The following is a 20,312-nucleotide window of genomic DNA, read 5'->3' as shown; positions in this document are numbered from 1 at the left end:
AGTACTCCTTAAACATCTTTCCTACGTGGCAGCATAAGAGCTTCATTAGTGAAAGCCAACAGCGCTATTCCCCGATGCTGTGCGGGCGCGCAGCCCCTGGCAGGTTAACCACCTTGCCCTGGCGCTGCACGGGGGCAGGGCGACGCAGGATGCGCAGCATGTCGTTGGCCTGCGCCAGTTGCTGCTCCAGTTCGCCGCTGTAACGCGCCAGTTGCTGGCCGCGTTGACGCGCCTGCTGGGTTTCCTGGGCCAGGGCCTTGAGCCGCAGCATATGGGTTTCCAGCAGTTGTTTGTGCTCCAGGGTGTGCTGCATCAGTGGCATCAGCGCATCGCTGGCCCACTGCTCGGCTTCCTGGCGCATACGTTGATGCAGGCCGATGACTTCCTGCACCAGGGTGGCGAAGAAGCGCTTGGTCAGGCTGCGCTGTTCGGTCAGCAGGGTTTTCAGCTGCAGGCGGAACTGGTCGGCCTTGGTCTGCTGCTGCTTGAGCTCACGCAGGTAGCGTTTGACGTTGAACTGCGGTGCGTCGACGCCGTGCAGCGGGTTCTCTTCGTTGTGCCGACGGTAGATGGCCGCGACCATCTTGTTGGCCATCTCGGCTTCCTGCGACAGGTTGTGCAGGTCCTGCTCCACGCTGCGGAAGAAATGCAGGATGGCCTGGTTGATGCCCAGGGTGGTCCAGCTGCCGGTGAGGTTCTTGCGCACCTTGTTCAGGTGTTCGTCCAGGCGTTCACTGCGCGAGGCGTGGCGCAACAAGTCGCCCTGACGCTTGAGCAGGCGCTGGTTGGTTTTCAGGCCAAGCAGGCGTTTGTGGTGCTGGCTGTGGTCTTCCTTGGTCTTGGCGGTCAGCTCGAACAGCATCTGGCCGTTGTCGTGCTGATGGTTGCTCAGCAGGGCCTGCTGCTCGTTGACCTTTTCCAGGCGCAGGTTGAGCACGTGCTGGCTGTTCTGCAGCAGAGCCAGCACCTGATTGACCACGCGGTCTTCGAGCAGGCGCTCCTTCTGCGCGATGATGCGCTCGCACAGCAGGTTTTCCAGGTTGCTCATCTGGCTGCGGGCCAGCAGCTCCGGGTCCTTGCGCACCTTGGCCAGCATCGCCTGTTTGGCCGACAGCGGCAGTACGTCCTCCACGCGGATGCCGAGCTGGCGCGCGGTGCTGGTCTGGATCTGGCGGATGGCGTTCTGCACAAAGGCTTCGCCGGCCAGGTCATCCCACAGCACGTCGATCTTGTTCAGCACGGCAAACAGGCTGGTCTGGGTGTCTTCGTCGAGCTGGCGAATATGTTGTTGCCACACGGCCATGTCGCTGGCGGTCACGCCGGTATCGGCGGACAGCAGGAAGATGATCGCCTGGGCACTAGGCAGCATCGACAGGGTCAGCTCCGGCTCACTGCCGAGGGCGTTCAGGCCTGGGGTGTCGAGGATGCGCAAACCCTGACGCAACAGCGGGTGATCGAAGTTGACCATGGCGTGACGCCAGGCCGGCACCAGCACTTCGCCGGACTTATTGGTGCTTTCCAGCATGTCCGGGTGGAAGCCCAGGGCAATCGCCTGTTCGACCGGCATGGGCTTGGTCCGCGCGACCTGGACAAAGGCCTGGACCATATTGTCCGGGTCGCTGAGGTCCAGCGGGATATTTACCCAGTGCCGCGGAATACGTTTGAACTGCGCCACGCTGGCTTCGGACACACGGGTCTCGATCGGCAGCAGGCGGATATAGGAGCGCTCCGAGCGCGGATCGAAGAACAGCTCGGTGGGGCACATGGTGGTGCGCCCCGCCTGGGACGGCAGCATGCGCTGGCCGTAAGAAGAGAAGAACAGGCTGTTGATCAGCTCGGTCTTGCCGCGCGAGAACTCGCCGACAAAGGCCAGGGTGATGTGGTCGGTGCGCAGCAGCTTCAGCGCGCGCTCAAGCTTGGCTTCCACGGCGTCGGAGTTCAGCCGATTGGTCACCAGCCAGCTGCGATAGCGGGTGATTTCGCGCATCAGCTCGCGCTTCCAGGTGACGTAAGCATCGACCTGCTGACTGAGACGTTCCATGCTCATCCTGGGCTTTCCTCCGGTTGGCGCATCCATTGTGGGGCGACTGGGGCTATACGGCACCCAGGTTAAGTCGGGCACAGATTGAACGATGCCGCGCAGCTGACTGACGCGGCAGATAACGCTTTTAAAGCCTGTGGAATTACGCCAGATCCCAGAAGTTCGTGGATTGACCTGCTTGGCATTATGCGGGTCGCAGCTATGGCGTCAATTGCATGTCATCGCACGCCCGCCTTATGGTCGGTCGGGGTGACTGAATGGTCAGGGGCGGCGGCAGGGGCGGGATACACCTCCCCTGCGCGCGTAACCTTCAGATCGCCAGGCTTAGGCCTTTATACATACCGGTCATGATCGCCAGGTTGCGAATCACCAGCATGTCGATCAGGTTGAGGAGCAGAAACGCCACGATAGGCGACAGGTCCAGCCCGCCCATGCTTGGCAGGATGCGGCGGATCGGCGACAGCAGCGGCTCGCAGATCTGGTTGATCAGCATGGCGGTGGGGTTATGGCTGCCCTGGGCGACCCAGGACAGAATCACGCTGATGATCAGGGCGAAGAAGAACACCTTGAGGAACAACGCGGTGACGCCAATGATCGACCACACCAGCAGCTGCAGCGGGTTGTCCAGGCCATAACCGAGCAGCAGCAGGGTCACTGCCATCAGCAGCAGTTGCACCAGAATCGCCAGCATCAGCGAGGCCAGATCCAGCCCGGCCAGGCTCGGAATTATCTTGCGCAGCGGCTTCAGCAGCGGGTGGGTGGCGCGCACAATGAACTGGCTGACTGGGTTGTAGAAATCTGCCCGCACCAGTTGCAGGATAAAGCGCAGCAGCACGATCAGCAGATACAGGCTGCCAATGGTCTGCAGGATATAAACGGCGGCAGTGTTGAGTCCGATCATTTTCGTTCCTTATTGGCCGAGTTGTTCGGCCAGCTCGGCAGAGCGGTGGGCGGCAGCGTTCAGGGCTTTCTCGACCAGGGCTTCGAAGCCGTCGGCCTGGAAGCTCTTGATCGCCGCTTCAGTAGTGCCGGCAGGTGAGGTTACCCGGCGGCGCAGTTCACTGGCATCGACATCGCTGGCCACGGCCATGCGTGCGGCGCCAAGGGCGGTGTGCAGGGTCAGCTGGACGGCGGTATCACGCGGCAGGCCGAGTTTCTCGCCAGCAGCGGTCATGGCCTCGATCAGCAGGAAAAAATACGCCGGGCCGCTGCCGGACACGGCGGTCACGGCATCAATCTGCGCTTCCTTATCCAGCCACAGCGCCAGGCCTACGGCGCTGAGCAGCTGTTCGGCCTGCTGGCGCTGGGTCTGCGATACGTGTGCATTGCCATACAGGCCGCTAACGCCCTGACGCAGCAGTGCCGGAGTGTTGGGCATGCAGCGCACAATTGCACGTGGGCCGAGCCAGTTTTCCAGGCTGGCGCAGCTGATACCGGCGGCAATCGACACCACCAGCTGCTGCTCGCTGATATGCGCGGCGAGATCCAGGCACACCTCTTTCATCACCTGCGGCTTGATCGAGAGCACGATAACGTCCGCGCCCTGAATGGCCTCGGCGTTGCTGGCAAAGGTTTCGATGCCATGTTCGGCGCTGATCTTGCTGCGCTGTTCGGCGCCGCGGTCACTGGCGCGAATGGCGCTGGCGTCAATGCCCTGGGCACGCAATCCGCCGATCAGGCTGGCGGCCATATTGCCTGCGCCGATAAAGGCAATGCGGGGAGTGGTCATAACGGGCTTCCTTTAAGAAGGCTGAAGGCAAATTCAATCAGCTAGTGCTGTAGTCGCGCGCGCCGAACAATGCGGTACCGATGCGCACCCAGGTCGCACCTTCGGCGATGGCGGCTTCCAGATCATGGCTCATGCCCATGGACAAGGTGTCGAGGTCCAGGTTCAGGTCTTGCTGCAGCTCGCGCAAGCGGGCGAAGGCGGCGCGTTGCTCGTTGGTGTTGTCGGTCGGCTCAGGGATTGTCATCAATCCGCGCAGGCGCAGGTTGGGCAGTTGTGTAACCGCTTGTGCCAGTGCCGGCAGCTCGTCCGGGTTGCAGCCGGACTTGCTGGCCTCGCCGCTGACATTCACTTGCAGGCAGATGTTCAGCGCTGGCAGATGCGCCGGACGTTGATCAGACAGGCGCTGGGCGATTTTCAGACGGTCCACCGAATGCACCCAGGCAAAGTGCTCGGCGATGGGCTTGGTCTTGTTCGACTGGATGGGGCCAATGAAGTGCCAAGTCAGCGGCAAATCGCTCAGCTCGGCCTGCTTGTCCAGGGCTTCCTGCAGGTAGTTTTCACCAAAATCGCGAGTGCCGGCCGCAAATGCCTGACGAATCGCCTCAGCCGGTTTAGTTTTGCTCACTGCGAGCAGGCCAACAGCCGCACAATCTCGCTGCGAGGCTTGCGCCGCCTCACGGATGCGCACTCCGACCTTTGCAATATTCTCTGCTATCGTGGACATTACTTGCGCCCGCCGCCTGGGTTTCGCGGCATTCTACCTGCTTGTCTGTCATTAGGGAGTCCCATGGATATCACTGAATTGCTGGCCTTCAGCGCCAAGCAAGGTGCATCGGACCTGCATCTCTCCGCTGGCCTGCCTCCGATGATTCGGGTCGACGGTGATGTTCGCCGGATCAATTTGCCTGCGCTGGACCATAAACAGGTGCACGCACTGATCTACGACATCATGAACGACAAGCAGCGCAAGGATTTCGAGGAGTTCCTCGAGACCGACTTCTCCTTCGAAGTGCCAGGCGTGGCGCGTTTCCGGGTTAACGCCTTCAACCAGAACCGTGGTTCTGGCGCAGTATTCCGGACCATTCCGTCGAAAGTACTGAGCATGGAAGACCTCGGCATGGGCGAGATTTTCCGCAAGATTTCCGATGTGCCGCGTGGTCTGGTGCTGGTCACCGGACCGACCGGCTCGGGCAAGTCGACCACTCTGGCGGCGATGCTCGACTACATCAACAGCAACAAGTACCACCACATCCTCACCGTTGAAGACCCGATCGAATTCGTCCATGAATCGAAAAAGTGTCTGATCAACCAGCGTGAGGTACACCGCGACACCCTCGGCTTCTCCGAAGCCCTGCGTTCGGCCCTGCGGGAAGACCCGGACATCATCCTGGTCGGCGAGATGCGCGACCTGGAGACCATCCGCCTGGCCCTGACCGCTGCAGAAACCGGCCACTTGGTATTTGGCACCCTGCACACCACCTCGGCGGCCAAGACCATCGACCGTGTGGTCGACGTATTCCCGGCCGAAGAGAAGTCTATGGTTCGTTCCATGCTCTCCGAGTCGCTGCAATCGGTTATCTCGCAGACGCTGCTGAAGAAGATCGGTGGCGGTCGCGTAGCAGCGCACGAAATCATGATCGGCACCCCGGCAATCCGTAACCTGATCCGTGAGGACAAGGTGGCGCAAATGTACTCGGCAATCCAGACCGGTGGCTCGCTGGGTATGCAGACCCTCGACTCCTGCCTGAAGACCCTGGTTTCCAAGGGCATCGTTAGCCGCGAAGCGGCGCGCGAAAAAGCTAAAACGCCAGAAAATTTCTAAATCGACAGTACCCGGCAGGCACCTGCCTGGCGGGTTCAGCCCAGCGGCAATCCACGCGCCTGCCGCTGGCCTTGCATAACCGCGTGATGCACATGGGCGAACAACGATGGAATTCGAAAAACTGCTGCGCCTGATGGTGGAAAAGGGCGGCTCCGACCTGTTTATTACTGCTGGCGTGCCGCCGTCGATGAAGGTCAACGGCAAAATCATGCCGATCACCAAGACGCCCATGTCGCCGGAGCAGACCCGTGAAACCGTGCATGCGGTGATGAACGAGCAGCAACGCCGCGACTTTACCGAAAATCATGAGTGCAACTTCGCCATCAGCGCGCGCGGTGTTGGTCGTTTCCGCGTTAGCGCCTTCTACCAGCGCAACCTGGCCGGCATGGTGCTACGCCGCATCGAGACCAATATCCCGACGCTGGATGAGCTAAAGCTGCCGGAAATCCTCAAGAAGCTGGCGCTGACCAAGCGCGGCCTGGTGCTGTTTGTCGGTGCTACCGGTACCGGTAAGTCGACCTCGCTGGCGGCGATGATCGGCTACCGCAACAAGAACAGCAGCGGTCATATCATCTCCATCGAAGACCCGATCGAATATATCCACCAGCACCAGAGCTGCATCGTCACGCAGCGCGAAGTCGGCATCGACACCGAGTCCTTCGAAGTGGCGCTGAAGAACACCCTGCGCCAGGCGCCGGACGTGATTCTGATCGGTGAGGTGCGTACCCGCGAGACCATGGACCACGCCGTGGCCTTCGCCGAAACCGGTCACCTGTGTCTGGCCACCCTGCACGCCAACAACGCCAACCAGGCGCTGGACCGCATCATCAACTTCTTCCCGGCTGACCGGCAGAACCAGGTGTGGATGGACCTGTCGCTCAACCTCAAGGCCATCGTTGCCCAGCAACTGATTCCTACCCCGGACGGCAAGGGCCGCCGCGCGGTAATCGAAGTGCTGATCAACACCCCGCTGGCCGCCGACCTGATCCGCAAGGGCGAGGTGCACGAGCTCAAGGCGTTGATGAAACGCTCCACCGAGCAGGGCATGCAGACCTTCGATCAGGCGCTGTACAACCTCTACAGCCAGGGCGAGATCACCTACGAAGATGCGCTGCTGTACGCTGACTCGGCCAACGACCTGCGCCTGATGATCAAGCTCGGCTCGGAAACCGACGGCGACCATCTGAGCAGCATGGCCCAGGGCTTGTCGCTGGAAGTCAGCGAGGAAGATCCGGGTCGGCGCTTTCGCTGACTGTTGGCGGTTGCGCGCTGGTGTGGCGAATGCGTTTGCCGCCCTGGCGCGCGACGGCTTCGGCCTGACCATCGCGTTGCGCGCCGGCGCGCGCCTGACTCATCAGCTGTGGAATCAGTGGTCCTTCCGGCAGGTTTTTCCAGAAGCGCACGGGCATGCTGGTTTCCAGGGCGCTGCGATTGAGTCGCGCGGGATTGAAGGTGCTGCCGTAATAGGCGAGCCACAGGGCCTCTCCCTCATCCTCGGGCGCTTGCGCCAGGCGTTGCCACTCACTGGGACACGGTCGCTGGTAGTGCAGTCGCTGGCCATCCCAATACACGCCGTCATCCGGTGTGGCAATCAACCAGGTACTGCGCCCCAGGCGTTCGGCAAAGTGCCCACAGGCACTGGCCAGAATGTCGTGGACAGGCTCATGCCAGGCCACCAGCTGTGGCCCTTCGGCGCTTTCCGGCCGTGGATGAAAACGTAGAAAGGCATGCAGGTGATGGGCTTCGCGGCGTACCGCTTTGAGTCGCTTATGCAGCTGGCTGCCATCTATGTCCCCCGCGAGCATGGCGGCGCGATCACCCTGGGCGACGCGCCAGAGAATCCGATAGAGCAGGCTCCAGCGATCCTCGACGCGAAAGTATGAGGCGCTCTGCAGCAGTTCAAGTAACTGTTTAGGAATGCGCGGTGCCGGGCTCGTTACGGCGCGGCCGAGGCTTATCGGCGTTTGGTCAAACAGTCCACCGCTGTCGCCGTCACCCAGCCAGTTGACCTGGTGCGGTGGCACGCCTTGCTGTAACAAGCTTCTGGCGACCTCGCGCCAGCCAGCAAAGCTGCCGTCGAATTGCGCGCAATGCATCACCACAACGCCATCTGCGCAGGTGTTTCGCTGAGTTGCTGGCGCAGCAGCAGGGATTCGCGGCTGGCCTGCAGGGGGCGGTAATCCTGGGTGACGATAAAGGGCTTGGCCTTTTCCAGTGAGCAGCGCAGGCGCGTCAGATCCTCGAAACGAATGCGTTTCTGCCGACGCAGGGCGACCAAACGGTTTGCACTGAGCACGCCGATGCCCGGCACACGGGCGATCATCGCCGGTTCTGCGCGGTTTAAATCGACCGGGAAATGCTCGCGGTTATTCAGCGCCCAGGCCAGTTTCGGGTCGATATCCAGCGCCAAGTTACCAGGGCCGCTCAGCAGCTCGGAGGCAGCGAAGCCGTAGCCGCGCATCAGGAAGTCGGCCTGATACAAGCGATGTTCGCGCAGCAGTGGCGGCGCTTCAAACGGGACGGTGTTGGGGCTTTTCGGGATCGGGCTGAACGCCGAGTAATAGACTCTGCGCAGGCGATAGTCACCGTAGAGCGAGGCGGCAGTGTGCAGGATGGTGCTGTCATCGGTGGCGTCGGCACCGATGATCATCTGCGTGCTCTGGCCCGCCGGGGCGAAACGTGGCGCACGTATTTCTGCTCGGGCCTCGCTCTCGCCCTGGTGGATCGAGTGCATGGCCTGCTTGATGGTGAGCACTTTCTTTTCCGGGGCTAGGCGGATCAGGCTGGCTTCGGTGGGCAGCTCGATATTCACGCTGAGGCGGTCGGCGTAGCGCCCGGCTTCGGCAATCAGCAATGGGTCTGCGTCTGGGATGGTCTTGAGGTGGATGTAGCCGCGAAACTCATGCTCTTCGCGCAGCAATTTGGCCACGCGGATCAGTTGCTCCATGGTGTAGTCGGCCGAGCGAATGATCCCGGAGCTGAGAAACAGCCCGCTGATGCAGTTGCGCTTGTAGAAGTCGATGGTCAAGGCCACCACTTCTTCCGGGGTAAAGCGCGCGCGCGGCACGTCGCTGGAGCGGCGATTGACGCAGTACTGACAGTCATATAGGCAGAAGTTGGTCAGCAGGATTTTCAGCAGGGCCACACAGCGTCCGTCCGGGGTGAAGCTGTGGCAGATGCCCATGCCATTGGTCGAACCTATTCCGTTTTTACCCTTGGAGCTGCGGTTTGGCGCGCCACTGCTGGCGCAGGAGGCGTCGTACTTGGCGGCGTCGGCGAGGACGGTGAGTTTTTCGATCAGCTGCATGATTCGGCCTGTTTAACTGGCTATACATACAGTATTTAGCAATCGCCAGCGGGCTTCAAGTGTGGATGTGGCTAACTGCATGGTGGATTTCCCCAAGCGGCGAACCTTGCGTAGAGTGGGCCGTCAAAGCGTCATCAGCCAACAGGAGCATGCACATGCAGCGACAGGACACGCACAGCAAACTTATCGGCTATCTGCTGTGGATTTTTGGTTTTCTCGGCGCTCACCGTTTTTACTACGGCAAGCCGGTAACCGGGACCATCTGGTTTTTCACCTTTGGCCTGCTGTTTATCGGCTGGATCATCGACCTGTTTCTGATTCCGGCAATGGATCGCGAAGCCGATCTGCGTTTTACCGCCGGCGATACCGATTACAACGTTGCCTGGATTCTGCTGACCTTCCTCGGCATTTTTGGCGTGCACCGTATGTATCAGGGCAAATGGATCACGGGAATCATCTACCTGTGCACCGGCGGCTTATTTTTGCTGGGCGTGCTGTACGACTTCTGGACTCTGAACACTCAGGTGTCGATCAAGAACGCTGAACGCAGCTAGCGTTCAGGCAAGAAAAAGCCCGCCAATTGGCGGGCTTTTTGTGCTCTGCCATCCATGGCGATCACCCGGCGGGCCGTCGCTGCGCGACGTCAAAAATCGCTCTCGGCGATTTTTTATGTGGCGATGAGTCAGGCTTTGTAGCTGACGTGCCCATCTACCAGGGTGTAGCGCACGGCGCTGGGCAGGCAGTGACCAATAAACGGACAGTTGGCGCCTTTCGAGTACCAGCTCTCTCCAGCCAGGGTCGAGGCCTGTGGATCAAACAGCAGCAGGTCGGCGGGTGCGCCCACGTTCAGGTTGCCAGCGGGCAGGCGTAGTGCTTGTGCCGGGCCGCTGCTCAGGCGGGCGAGCAGGCTGGGCAGGTCGAGCAGGCCATCCTGCACCAGGCTCATGGCCAGCGGCAGCAACAATTGCACGCTGCTGATGCCGGGCTCGGTGGCGCCGAAGGGGGCCAGCTTGGCGTCGCGCTCATGGGGCTGGTGGTGGCTGGATATGGCCGAGATCACCCCGCTTTTTACCGCAGCACGCAGGCCGTCGCGGTCGGCGGCGGTGCGCAGCGGCGGCTGTACGTGGTACAGGCTGGAGAAATCACTCAGCGCTTCATCGGTAAGGATCAGCTGATAGAGCGCCACGTCGGCGGTTACCGGCAGGCCACGGGCCTGAGCATCGGCGATCAATTGAGCACCGCGGGCGCTGGTCAGCTGGCTGAAGTGCGCGCGTACCCCGGTCTGCTCGACCAGTAACAGGTCGCGGGCCAGGGCCACGGTTTCCGCGCTTTCCGGAATGCCCGGCAGGCCGAGGAAACTGGCGGTCGCGCCTTCGTGGGCCAGGCCGCCCTCGGCCAGGTCATGGTCCTGGGAATGGAAAATCACCGTCAGGTCGAAGGTGGCCGCGTACTCCAGGGCGCGGCGCAGGGTGCGGTTATTGCGAAAGCTGTCCAGGCCGTTGCCGAACGCCACGCAGCCGGCGTCGCGCAGCGCCACCAGTTCAGCCAACTGCTCGCCTTCCAGACCTTTGCTCAGTGCGCCGATCGGGAACACCTTGGTGTGTCCGGCCTCGCGGGCGCGGTCGAGAATCAGCTCGGCCACGGCCGGGGTGTCCAGTACGGGCTTGGTAAACGGCGGGCAGCACAGACTGGTGATGCCACCAGCGGCGGCCGCCAGGGTTTCCGTGGCGATGCTGCCTTTGCGGCTATACCCCGGCTCGCGCAGGGCGACGTTAAGGTCGACCAGCCCAGGTGCGGCGATCAGGCCCTGGGCGTCAATGCTCTGCTCGGCGACGAAATCGGCTGGCGCCTGGCCAATGGCGACGATCTTGCCGCTTTCGAGGTAGATATCGGCAAGCTGATCAAAGCCGCTGTTGGGGTCGATTACACGAGCTCCGAGGATACGCATACGCATCAGTTCTGCTCCTCGGCATCTTGATTGAGTTGGCGTTGCGCGGTCTGGCCGCTCATGGCCATGGACAGCACCGCCATGCGCACGGCGATGCCGTAGGTAACCTGGTTGAGAATCACCGACTGCGGGCCGTCGGCCACTGCCGATTCGATTTCCACGCCGCGGTTGATCGGACCAGGGTGCATCACCAGAGCATCCGGCTTGGCCGGCTTGAGGCGTTCTTCGGTGAGGCCGAAGAGGCGGTAGAACTCACCCTCGCTGGGCAGCAGGCCGCCGGTCATGCGTTCACGCTGCAGGCGCAGCATGATCACCACATCGACATCCTTGAGGCCGGCAGCCATGTCGCTGTAAACCGTCACGCCGTATTGCTCGATGCCAACCGGCAGCAGGGTTTTTGGCGCGATTACGCGGATATCCGGGCAGCCGAGGGTTTTCAGCGCGAGCATGTTTGAGCGTGCCACTCGCGAGTGCAGGATGTCGCCGACGATGGCCACCGAAAGATTTTCGAAGCTGCCCTTGTGCCGGCGAATCGTCAGCATGTCGAGCATGCCCTGGGTCGGGTGGGCGTGGCGGCCGTCGCCGCCATTGATGATCGCCAGGTTGGGGCACACATGCTCGGCAATAAAGTGCGCGGCCCCGGAGTCAGCGTGGCGCACGACGAAGATGTCGGCGGCCATGGCTTCCAGGTTGCGCAGGGTGTCGAACAGCGTCTCGCCCTTGCTGGTCGAGCTGGTTGATACGTTGAGGGTGATGACGTCGGCAGACAGGCGCTGGGCCGCCAGCTCGAAGGTAGTGCGGGTGCGCGTGGAGTTCTCGAAGAACACGTTGCACACAGTCTTGCCACGCAGCAGCGGGACTTTCTTCACCGCGCGCGCACCGACTTCAAGGAAGGAGTCGGCGGTGTCGAGGATTTCCGTCAACAGCTCGCGCGGCAGGCCGTCGAGGGACAGGAAGTGGCGCAGTTGGCCTTGGTCATTCAGCTGCAGCGGGCGCTTGGCGGCTATGGTCGTCATCTGGCGAGTCTCAGTTGGCAAGCGTCTGGAGTTCGAGGGTCAGCGGCGTGGGGCCGGACAATTTTACCCGCTGATCCTCTGCCAGCGACAGGGTCGCACCGACCACATCCGGGCGGATTGGCAGCTCGCGGGCATTCAGGTCGAGCAGGCTGACCAGGGTTACGCTGGCAGGACGACCGTAATCGAACAGCTCATTGAGTGCGGCGCGGATGGTGCGGCCGCTCATCAGCACGTCGTCGATCAGCACCAGGTGCTGACCTTCGATCTCGAACGGTAGCTCCGAGGGCTGCACCTGCGGGTGCAGGCCGTTCTGGGTGAAGTCATCACGATAGAAGGACACATCGAGAATGCCCAGCGCGTCGTCGCGGTCCAGAGCTTCCAGCAGCGCCTGAGCAACCCAAACGCCGCCAGTGCGGATGCCGATAAAACGCGGTTCACTGATCTGCCGCTGGTTCAGGTGGCTGGTCAGGGCAGCGGCCATTTGCGGTAGCAGTTCGGCCGGGTTGGGTAAGCTCATGGCAACACTCCAGATATATACAAAACAGCCCTTGAAAACGTAGGCGAGGCAGCCGAGACAAGGCAAAAACAGGCGAGGAAGCGCAGTTTACGTGTTGTAAATGAGCATTGCTCGCTTCGCTCGTCCTTCGGGCCGCGCTAAAGCACGTCAGCAGTTAGCTGCTTTCCGAGCCTGTTTTTAACGCAGTATCGGCAACGCAGGTAGTTTTCAGGGGCTGTTTTCTTCGAGCCAGCCTTGCAGCAGTAACGCGGCGGCCAGGGCGTCGACCGGGCGCTCGCGGTAGCCGCTATTCTGCCCTTGCTGCAGGCGCTGGCCCTTGGCTTCATAAGTGGTCAGGCGTTCGTCGTGGGTATGCACGGGCAGGTTGAAGCGGCCGTTAAGGCGGCGAGCGAATTTCTCGGCACGCTCGCTCATCTCGCTTTTTGTGCCGTCCATATTCAGCGGCAGGCCGACGACGATGGCGTCTGGCTGCCACTCCTTGATCAGCGCTTCGACCTTCTGCCAGTCCGGCACGCCGTTCTGCGCCTTGAGGATGCACAGCTCGCGGGCCTGACCGGTGATCACCTGGCCGACCGCAACGCCGATCTGCTTACTGCCGTAATCGAAGCCCAGCAGCAGGCGCAGCGGTTTTGCATTCGCCTCGGCCATCAGGCGTGCCCGGCTTGCGAGGTAAGCAGGCTGAGGTTGACCCCTAGGCGTGCGGCCGCGGCGTTCAGGCGCTGGTCGAAAGGCAGGTCGAAGAGGATGGTGTTATCGGCCGGGCAGGTCAGCCAGGCGTTGTCTGCCAGCTCTGCCTCTAGCTGTCCGGCTTCCCAGCCGGCGTAACCGAGGGTGATCAGGTATTTCTCCGGGCCAGTGCCGTCGGCAATGGCGAACAGCACGTCCTGCGAGGTCGATAGGCCCAGGTCGCCTAGTTCCAGGGTGGCTTGGAACTGCGGGCCGCTGGGGTGCAGGACAAAGCCGCGATCGGTTTGTACTGGCCCTCCGGTCAAGATCGGCGTGCTCTGGCAGAGCGCGGGCGGCTCGTCATCCGGGCGCAATTGCTCAAGTACGTCAGCCAGGTTGAGGCCGTTGGGCTTGTTGATCACCAGGCCCATGGCGCCGAACTCGTTATGGTCGATGAGGTAGGTGACGGTCTGCGCGAAACGTGGATCGGCCATATGTGGCATGGCAATCAGGAAGTGGTGTTTGAGGTAGCTGGGGCTGGCGTCTTTCATGGGCATTAGTTTCAGGCTTCAGGCCATTGGCTTCAAGCGCGACGCGGCATCGCTGGATAAAAGTCTGTCTGATCAGTTGCTTGACAGGCGATCGCCACGCTCGAAGCGCCAGGTACGGATGATTTCCAGGCGGTCGACATCGGCCAGATCGCCGGTAAACGGCGCGAATGGCGCGGCAAGTCGCACAATGCGTTGGGCGGCCTGGTCGAGCGTGCGCTGCCCGGAGGATTCCAGCACCTGCACTTCGTACAGGGTGCCGTCGCGGTTGATCGACACCAGCAGGCGCAGGCTGCCGTAGATGCCCTGACGGCGTGCTTCATCTGGGTAATTCAGATTGCCGACCCGCTCGACCTTCTTGCGCCACTCATCTTTATACCAGGCGCCCTTGTCGCGCATGGTCGAGGCGGCGTTGAGGCGGTGGATCTTCGGTCGCTTGGCGTATTGCTGAACTTCCTGGGCCAGTTCTGCTTCCAGGCTGGCGATTTCCGAAGACAGTTGCGCGCTGTCAAACACTGGCGCTGGCCGGGCTTGCGGCGTTGGCTTGGCTTCTTCGCGCTTTACCGGGGTTTTCTGCTGCTGTGGGGCGCGGGTGGCGACGGCAGCTTTCGGTGCTTGCTGGCGTACTGCTGGCTGTTGCGGCGAGGCCGGCGGAGTGATGCGCTTGACTTCGCTGTCCTGAAACAGTGCCTGCTCGGTGGTTTTCGGCGCGGCTTTGTGTTCCAGAGTACCGCTGCCTTGCTGGTTGTCCTGGGCTAGGAAGTCGGCCTCTTTAGGCTTTTCTTCGCTTTTGAAGGTGGAGAGGGTGATTTCCAGGGTTTTGCTGATCTGGCTCGGTTCGGCCAGGGTAAAGCCCAGGCCGAGGATCAGTGCAGCATGCAGCACGGCCGCGAGGAACAAGGTGAAGCCCAGGCGGTCCGCCGGCTGTACGCCGGCGCTGGAAAGTTCAGGGAGTTGGGCTGCTGCGTTCATCGCGTGTCGGGTCTGCTCAGGTTGCCGCGCAGTCTGCCGAGGGCGCATGGAAAAGTCTATGAAGCACTGCGCGCATTGAGCTTCTCGGCAATCTTGTCCATCAGCTGTTCGCCGATGCGTGTATCGAAGGCGGCGTCGATCTCGCGGATGCAGGTCGGGCTGGTCACGTTGATCTCGGTCAGGTGCTCGCCGATCACGTCCAGGCCAACGAACAGTAGGCCTTTCTCGCGCAGGGTCGGGCCGACTGCGGCGGCGATTTCACGGTCGCGCTCGGTCAGCGGCCGGGCTTCGCCACGCCCGCCGGCGGCGAGATTGCCGCGGGTTTCGCCTGCCGCTGGAATGCGCGCCAGGCAATAAGGCACCGGCTCGCCGTCGATCATCAGGATGCGCTTGTCACCATCCTTAATTGCAGGCAGGTAACCTTGGGCCATGATTTGTTGCTGGCCGTGGTTGGTTAGGGTCTCGAGGATCACTGACAAGTTGGGGTCGCCCTCGCGATGACGAAATATCATCGATCCACCCATCCCATCGAGGGGTTTGAGAATGATGTCACGCTGCTCTTTGGCAAATTCGCGCAGAATGTCGCCCCTACGGCTGACCACGGTCGGCGGTGTGTATTGGCCGAATTGGGTGGCAAAGTACTTTTCATTACAGTCGCGCAGACTTTGCGGGCGGTTGACCACCAGAGCGCCCGCTTGCTCGGCTTGTTCCAGTAGGTAGGTGGAGTAGACAAACTCGTTATCGAAGGGCGGATCCTTGCGCATCAGGATTACGTCCAGCTCGCTGAGCGCGATATCGTGCTCGTTACCCAGTTCGAACCAGCGCTGTGGGTCGTTGAATACGCTAAGCTCTGAGAGTCGAGCGCGCGCTTCGCCCTTGGCTTGGTAAAGATCTTTCTGCTCCATATAGAAGAGGGTCCAGCCGCGCGCTTGGGCGGCCAGCAACATGGCCAGCGAGCTGTCCTTCTTGAAGGCGATTTGGGCGATGGGGTCCATGACAATGCCGAGGCGGACGCTCATGGCGGGGTTCTCCGTAAAATGGCAGCGATTAAATTGTGCTAAGACGTGATGTGGCGTCAGGGTGGCGCTGACAAGTCGGGTGGTCAAGGAAAAACCTTGGCTCCGCGCGGCTTATAGATTGCATCTGGAGAGTGTGCTAAAAAGGCCCGACGATTGGGTTGTAGCCCGTCGGTGACAGGGCCTCAGGCGCACTGATATAACGCAAAAATAACGACTCACCGAGGCGATGGTAGGGCAAACATGGAACAGCATTCCGAGGGTTTGAGGGTGATGGTGATCGACGATTCGAAAACGATTCGTCGTACCGCGGAAACCCTGCTGAAAAAGGTGGGCTGCGAGGTAATTACTGCAGTTGACGGCTTCGATGCTTTAGCAAAGATCGCCGATACCCATCCGAACATCATCTTTGTCGACATTATGATGCCGCGGCTCGATGGCTATCAGACCTGTGCCTTGATCAAGAACAACAGCGCTTTCAAATCCACCCCGGTGATCATGCTGTCTTCTAAAGACGGCCTGTTCGATAAAGCCAAAGGTCGCATTGTCGGTTCCGATCAGTACCTGACCAAGCCCTTCAGCAAAGAAGAGCTGCTCGGCGCGATCAAAGCCCATGTGCCTGACTTTGTACCGGTGGAACAAGCGTCCTGACGCCTGGCTGAATAGCTGAGCGCCTTTTTAAAGTATTGGGAAACACCATGGCTCGAATTCTGATTGTTGATGACTCGCCGACTGAAATGTACAAGCTGACCGCTATGCTGGAAAAGCATGGTCACCAGGTACTAAAAGCGGAAAACGGTGCCGACGGCGTTGCCTTGGCACGCCAGGAAAAGCCGGATGCAGTGCTGATGGATATCGTCATGCCAGGCCTCAACGGTTTTCAGGCGACCCGTCAGTTGACCAAGGATGCCGACACTAGCCACATCCCGGTGATCATCGTCACCACCAAGGATCAGGAAACCGACAAGGTCTGGGGGAAGCGCCAGGGCGCGAAGGATTACCTGACCAAACCGGTTGATGAAGACACCCTGGTTAAAACCTTGAATGCGGTATTGGCCGGCTAATACCGGGTCAGTCCGCAATTAAAAAAGAATAAGGCCGCAGCTGGCATGTCGGACGCGCAAACACCTTTTCAGACCCTCCAAGATATCGACAGACTCTGTCGTTCGCTGGCGGCTGGCTTGCCTTCGCAGCAAGCCGTTGTGCAGACCTGGAGCGGTATCGGTTTTCGCATGGGCGACCGTTTTTTCGTCGCGCCTATGGGTGAGGTTGGCGAGGTGTTGCATGAACCGCGCCATACTTTGCTGCCCGGCGTTAAAAGCTGGGTCAAAGGCGTAGCCAACGTGCGTGGTCGTTTGCTGCCAGTGATGGACCTGTGTGGTTTCTTCGGTAGCGAGCTGTCGCCACTGCGCAAGAAGCGCCGCGTCTTGGTGGTTGACCACCAGGAAGTCTTTGCCGGCCTCACGGTTGATGAAGTGTTCGGCATGCAGCATTTTCCTGTGGATACCTTTTCCGAGCAGCTGCCGCCGCTCGAGGCATCCATAGCACCATTTATCCACGGAGTATTTCAACGTGAACAGCCCTGGTTGGTGTTCAGCCCACACGCGCTGGCCCAGAATCCGGGTTTTCTCGACGTGGCGTATTAACAGTTTATCGGTGGGGCCGGCTTTGTCGGCCTTTTGGCGTTACATGGGAACCGTAGTGCGGTCGGTCCAGGCGGGGGCCAGTAAATGAAAAAACTAAATGCAGGTAATTTGTTAGCAGGTGCGCGCAGTAGCACATTGATCGCAGGGCTGTTTATTGTCCTGATTGTCTCGATCGTGCTGTTGTTCGCCAACTTCGCCTACATCAACACCCAATCCAACTACGACACGGAGTACATCGGTCACGCCGGTGAGCTGCGCGTACTCTCCCAGCGTATCGCGAAAAACTCCACTGAAGCGGCGGCCGGTACGGCCGAAGCGTTCGCCTTGCTGCGCGATGCGCGTAACGACTTTCAGACTCGTTGGGGTTATTTGACCGACGGTAACGAGGAAACCGGGCTGCCTGCAGCGCCGGAATCCCTGCAGCCGCAGATCGCTGTGGTGCAGCAGGACTGGGATACGCTGCGGCAGAACACTGACGCCATCCTGGCCAACGAACAGACCGTACTGTCGCTGCACCAGGTAGCCGCCACCCTGGCGGAAACCATTCCGCAGCTGCAGGTCGAGTACGAAGAAGTGGTCGATATTCTGCTGGAAAGCGGCGCGCCAGCGGCTCAGGTCTCGGTTGCTCAGCGTCAATCCTTGCTGGCGGAACGTATCCTGGGTTCGGTGAACAAGGTACTCGCCGGTGACCAGGACTCGGTGCAGGCGGCTGACATGTTCGGTCGTGACGCCAGCCTGTTCGGTCGCGTATTGAGCGCGATGCTTGAAGGCAACGCCGCCATGGAAATCTCCCAGGTAAGCGACGAGGAAGCCCTCGAGCGTCTGGCGGAAATTTCCGAACTGTTCGAATTCGTATCTGGTTCGGTGGACGAGATTCTCGAAACCTCGCCTGAGCTGTTCCAGGTACGTGAGTCGGCCAACGTTATCTTCAGCGTTTCGCAGACTCTCTTGGACAAAGCCTCGGAGCTGGCTGTCGGCTTTGATGACCTGGCCACTGGTCGTGCCATCAACACCCTGGTCGGTTACGTACTTGGCGCTCTGGCGCTGGGCTCGATCATCCTCATCGGTTTGGTGATGGTGCGGGAAACTAACCGTCGTCTGGCATCTACCGCCGAGAAGAACGAACGTAACCAGGCGGCGATTCTGCGACTGCTCGATGAAATCGCCGACCTTGCAGACGGTGACTTGACTGTGGCCGCGACGGTAACCGAAGACTTTACCGGTGCCATCGCTGACTCCATCAACTACTCCATTGACCAGCTGCGTGACCTGGTAGCAACGATCAACCTGACCGCCGTACAGGTAGCCGGTGCGGCCCAGGAAACCCAGGCCACGGCGATGCACCTGGCTGAAGCTTCCGAGCACCAAGCCCAGGAAATTGCCGGTGCTTCTGCGGCGATCAACGAAATGGCCGTGTCGATTGACCAGGTATCGGCGAACGCCTCGGAGTCCTCCGCGGTAGCGGAACGTTCCGTAGCCATCGCCAACAAGGGTAACGAAGTCGTACACAACACCATCACCGGCATGGATAACATCCGTGAGCAGATCCAGGACACCTCCAAGCGTATTAAGCGCCTCGGTGAATCGTCCCAGGAGATCGGTGACATCGTTAGCCTGATTAACGACATTGCTGACCAGACCAACATCCTCGCACTGAACGCCGCGATCCAGGCCTCCATGGCCGGTGACGCGGGTCGAGGCTTCGCCGTGGTAGCGGACGAAGTACAACGCCTCGCAGAACGTTCTTCTGCTGCAACCAAGCAGATCGAAGCGCTGGTTAAGACGATTCAGACCGACACCAACGAAGCCGTTATCTCGATGGAGCAAACGACTTCCGAAGTGGTGCGCGGTGCTCGTCTGGCGCAGGATGCCGGGGTTGCACTGGAAGAGATTGAGAAGGTATCCAAGACCCTCGCGGCCTTGATTCAGAACATCTCCAACGCTGCTCGCCAGCAGGCGTCGTCGGCGGGCCATATTTCCAACACGATGAACGTGATCCAGGAAATTACCTCGCAAACCTCCTCCGGTACCACTGCAACCGCCAAGAGCATTGGTAACCTGGCCAAGATGGCCAGTGAGATGCGTAAGTCGGTATCCGGCTTTACCTTGCCGGGTGGGGAGCAGGCTTAACCTGGTGCCACGCGGCAGGCTGAAAAGCCTGTCGCACAAGGACTATGGCCGTGAGCGAGGGGCACGACATGCAGTCAGGCGTCTGGGCCTTGCAGCCTTTGGCAGACATGACAGCCACGGAATTCCGTGACTGGCAGACGCTGCTCGAGGAGCGCACTGGGGTCGTTCTCAATGAACGGAGGCGGGCGTTTCTGCAAACCAATCTGAGTGCGCGGATGCGTGAGCTGGGCGTAATGGATTACGCCACGTATTACCGGCAGGTAACCGATGGTCCCCGCGGTGCGGTGGAGTGGTCGACCTTGCTGGATCGGCTGACTGTGCAGGAAACCCGCTTTTTTCGTCATCGTCCTTCCTTTGAAGTGCTCGAAAGCTATTTGCGTGAGCGTTTGCAGCGGGGCGTGACGCAGCCATGGGAGCTGTGGAGCGTTGGTTGTGCCAGTGGCGAAGAGCCATATTCGCTGGCCATCAGTGCGGCCGAGGTTCTGCGAGAAAGTGAACACCCGGATCATTTCGGGGTAACAGGCACTGACATCAGCCTGAATGCCCTGAGTAAGGCGCGCGATGGCCAATATGGTGCACGCCGTCTGGAACAGTTGGATGCCGATCTGTGCCAGCGTTACTTCCTGGCCCAGGACGATGGACGTTTCAAAGTGGTGCCTAATCTGGCCGCGCGCGTGTGTTGCGCCCGGCTCAATGTGCTGGAGCTGGCCAAGGCACCGATGTCAGGTATGGACGTTATTTTTTGTCAGAACTTGTTGATCTATTTTCGTCGCTGGCGTCGCCGCGAAATCCTCAACCGCCTGGCCGAGCGCCTGGTGCCCGGAGGACTGCTGGTGGTGGGAGTGGGCGAAATAGCAGGTTGGCAGCATCCGGAGTTGATCCCGGTAGCCGACGAGCGAGTTCTGGCGTTTACCCGCAAGGGATAAGGCAGAGCCAAGTTTATGAGTGGAGTGG

The 20,312-nt window shown here is 60.5% G+C and carries 21 protein-coding genes; 8 read left to right on the top strand and 13 right to left on the bottom strand.

Translation table 11 applies throughout. The features are described from left to right. Positions 1-64: 64 nt before the first annotated feature. The 4 genes from AACX99_RS00745 to AACX99_RS00730 form a co-directional block, all read right to left on the bottom strand. Positions 65-2,047: a dynamin-like GTPase family protein gene (locus AACX99_RS00745; protein WP_339408938.1), complete on the bottom strand. Its 1,983-nt coding sequence runs from the start codon at positions 2,045-2,047 to the stop codon at positions 65-67. A 304-nt stretch (positions 2,048-2,351) separates the two neighbouring features. Further along, positions 2,352-2,942 (bottom strand): YggT family protein, encoded by a 591-nt coding sequence (locus AACX99_RS00740; RefSeq protein ID WP_339408937.1) that lies wholly within the window; start codon positions 2,940-2,942, stop codon positions 2,352-2,354. Positions 2,943-2,951: 9 nt separating this feature from the next. Next, on the bottom strand, positions 2,952-3,770 hold the full coding sequence (proC, locus tag AACX99_RS00735; protein WP_339408936.1) for a pyrroline-5-carboxylate reductase: 819 nt from the start codon (positions 3,768-3,770) through the stop codon (positions 2,952-2,954). Positions 3,771-3,807: 37 nt separating this feature from the next. Beyond that, entirely contained in the window at positions 3,808-4,494 is a 687-nt protein-coding gene (locus AACX99_RS00730; protein ID WP_339408935.1) for a YggS family pyridoxal phosphate-dependent enzyme, read from the bottom strand. Between the two features lie 63 nt (positions 4,495-4,557). Here AACX99_RS00730 and AACX99_RS00725 point away from each other — a divergent pair, with 63 nt between their 5' ends. Together AACX99_RS00725 and AACX99_RS00720 are read left to right on the top strand one after the other, a co-directional pair. Beyond that, complete coding sequence (locus AACX99_RS00725; protein ID WP_090240439.1) at positions 4,558-5,592, top strand: type IV pilus twitching motility protein PilT; 1,035 nt, start codon at positions 4,558-4,560, stop codon at positions 5,590-5,592. A 106-nt stretch (positions 5,593-5,698) separates the two neighbouring features. Further along, positions 5,699-6,844 (top strand): PilT/PilU family type 4a pilus ATPase, encoded by a 1,146-nt coding sequence (locus tag AACX99_RS00720; RefSeq protein ID WP_275960388.1) that lies wholly within the window; start codon positions 5,699-5,701, stop codon positions 6,842-6,844. Here AACX99_RS00720 and AACX99_RS00715 read toward each other — a convergent pair. Beyond that, complete coding sequence (locus AACX99_RS00715) at positions 6,810-7,688, bottom strand: TIGR03915 family putative DNA repair protein (RefSeq protein ID WP_339408934.1); 879 nt, start codon at positions 7,686-7,688, stop codon at positions 6,810-6,812. The two genes, AACX99_RS00720 and AACX99_RS00715, sit on opposite strands and share 35 nt — an antisense overlap. Next, complete coding sequence (locus AACX99_RS00710) at positions 7,688-8,899, bottom strand: putative DNA modification/repair radical SAM protein (RefSeq protein ID WP_339408933.1); 1,212 nt, start codon at positions 8,897-8,899, stop codon at positions 7,688-7,690. Before AACX99_RS00710 ends, AACX99_RS00715 begins: the two co-directional genes overlap by 1 nt. 155 nt (positions 8,900-9,054) lie before the next feature. On the opposite strand from AACX99_RS00710, the gene AACX99_RS00705 reads away from it, so the two are divergent. After that, positions 9,055-9,453: a TM2 domain-containing protein gene (locus tag AACX99_RS00705; RefSeq protein WP_339408932.1), complete on the top strand. Its 399-nt coding sequence runs from the start codon at positions 9,055-9,057 to the stop codon at positions 9,451-9,453. 128 nt (positions 9,454-9,581) lie between these two features. Here the strand turns inward: AACX99_RS00705 and AACX99_RS00700 are convergent, their stop codons facing one another. The 7 genes from AACX99_RS00700 to gshB form a co-directional block, all read right to left on the bottom strand. After that, positions 9,582-10,853, bottom strand: coding sequence for a dihydroorotase (locus AACX99_RS00700; protein ID WP_339408931.1), 1,272 nt, complete (start codon positions 10,851-10,853; stop codon positions 9,582-9,584). Beyond that, the gene (locus tag AACX99_RS00695) at positions 10,853-11,863 is read right to left on the bottom strand and encodes an aspartate carbamoyltransferase catalytic subunit (RefSeq protein ID WP_339408930.1); all 1,011 of its coding nucleotides are present in this window, start codon (positions 11,861-11,863) and stop codon (positions 10,853-10,855) included. The genes AACX99_RS00700 and AACX99_RS00695 overlap by 1 nt, the downstream gene beginning before the upstream one ends. Positions 11,864-11,873: 10 nt before the next feature. After that, positions 11,874-12,380 (bottom strand): bifunctional pyr operon transcriptional regulator/uracil phosphoribosyltransferase PyrR, encoded by a 507-nt coding sequence (gene pyrR, locus AACX99_RS00690; protein WP_339408929.1) that lies wholly within the window; start codon positions 12,378-12,380, stop codon positions 11,874-11,876. 207 nt (positions 12,381-12,587) lie between these two features. After that, positions 12,588-13,028 carry a Holliday junction resolvase RuvX gene (gene ruvX / locus AACX99_RS00685; RefSeq protein WP_339408928.1) on the bottom strand — a complete coding sequence of 147 codons (441 nt, stop codon included), beginning with the start codon at positions 13,026-13,028 and terminating at the stop codon, positions 12,588-12,590. Continuing rightward, positions 13,028-13,597, bottom strand: coding sequence for a YqgE/AlgH family protein (locus AACX99_RS00680; protein WP_339408927.1), 570 nt, complete (start codon positions 13,595-13,597; stop codon positions 13,028-13,030). The genes ruvX and AACX99_RS00680 overlap by 1 nt, the downstream gene beginning before the upstream one ends. Positions 13,598-13,669: 72 nt before the next feature. Beyond that, on the bottom strand, positions 13,670-14,566 hold the full coding sequence (locus tag AACX99_RS00675) for an energy transducer TonB (RefSeq protein ID WP_339408926.1): 897 nt from the start codon (positions 14,564-14,566) through the stop codon (positions 13,670-13,672). Positions 14,567-14,622: 56 nt separating this feature from the next. Next, positions 14,623-15,585 (bottom strand): glutathione synthase, encoded by a 963-nt coding sequence (gene gshB, locus AACX99_RS00670; RefSeq protein ID WP_339408925.1) that lies wholly within the window; start codon positions 15,583-15,585, stop codon positions 14,623-14,625. Between the two features lie 240 nt (positions 15,586-15,825). Here gshB and pilG point away from each other — a divergent pair, with 240 nt between their 5' ends. The 5 genes from pilG (at position 15,826) to AACX99_RS00645 (ending at position 20,284) form a co-directional block, all read left to right on the top strand. Continuing rightward, entirely contained in the window at positions 15,826-16,233 is a 408-nt protein-coding gene (gene pilG / locus AACX99_RS00665) for a twitching motility response regulator PilG (RefSeq protein ID WP_160012893.1), read from the top strand. 47 nt (positions 16,234-16,280) lie between these two features. Continuing rightward, on the top strand, positions 16,281-16,646 hold the full coding sequence (gene pilH, locus AACX99_RS00660; RefSeq protein ID WP_090250086.1) for a twitching motility response regulator PilH: 366 nt from the start codon (positions 16,281-16,283) through the stop codon (positions 16,644-16,646). Positions 16,647-16,691: 45 nt separating this feature from the next. Continuing rightward, entirely contained in the window at positions 16,692-17,228 is a 537-nt protein-coding gene (locus tag AACX99_RS00655) for a chemotaxis protein CheW (protein WP_339408924.1), read from the top strand. 84 nt (positions 17,229-17,312) lie between these two features. Further along, positions 17,313-19,358, top strand: coding sequence for a methyl-accepting chemotaxis protein (locus AACX99_RS00650; protein ID WP_339408923.1), 2,046 nt, complete (start codon positions 17,313-17,315; stop codon positions 19,356-19,358). A gap of 68 nt (positions 19,359-19,426) precedes the next feature. Continuing rightward, positions 19,427-20,284, top strand: coding sequence for a protein-glutamate O-methyltransferase (locus AACX99_RS00645; RefSeq protein WP_339409641.1), 858 nt, complete (start codon positions 19,427-19,429; stop codon positions 20,282-20,284). The last annotated feature ends 28 nt before the right edge of the window (positions 20,285-20,312 follow it).

The organism is Pseudomonas sp. EA_35y_Pfl2_R5 (assembly GCF_963970805.1).
GTDB lineage: Bacteria > Pseudomonadota > Gammaproteobacteria > Pseudomonadales > Pseudomonadaceae > Aquipseudomonas.
Note: the sequence above shows the minus strand (reverse complement) of the source record. Positions and strands in the feature narration are given on the sequence as shown.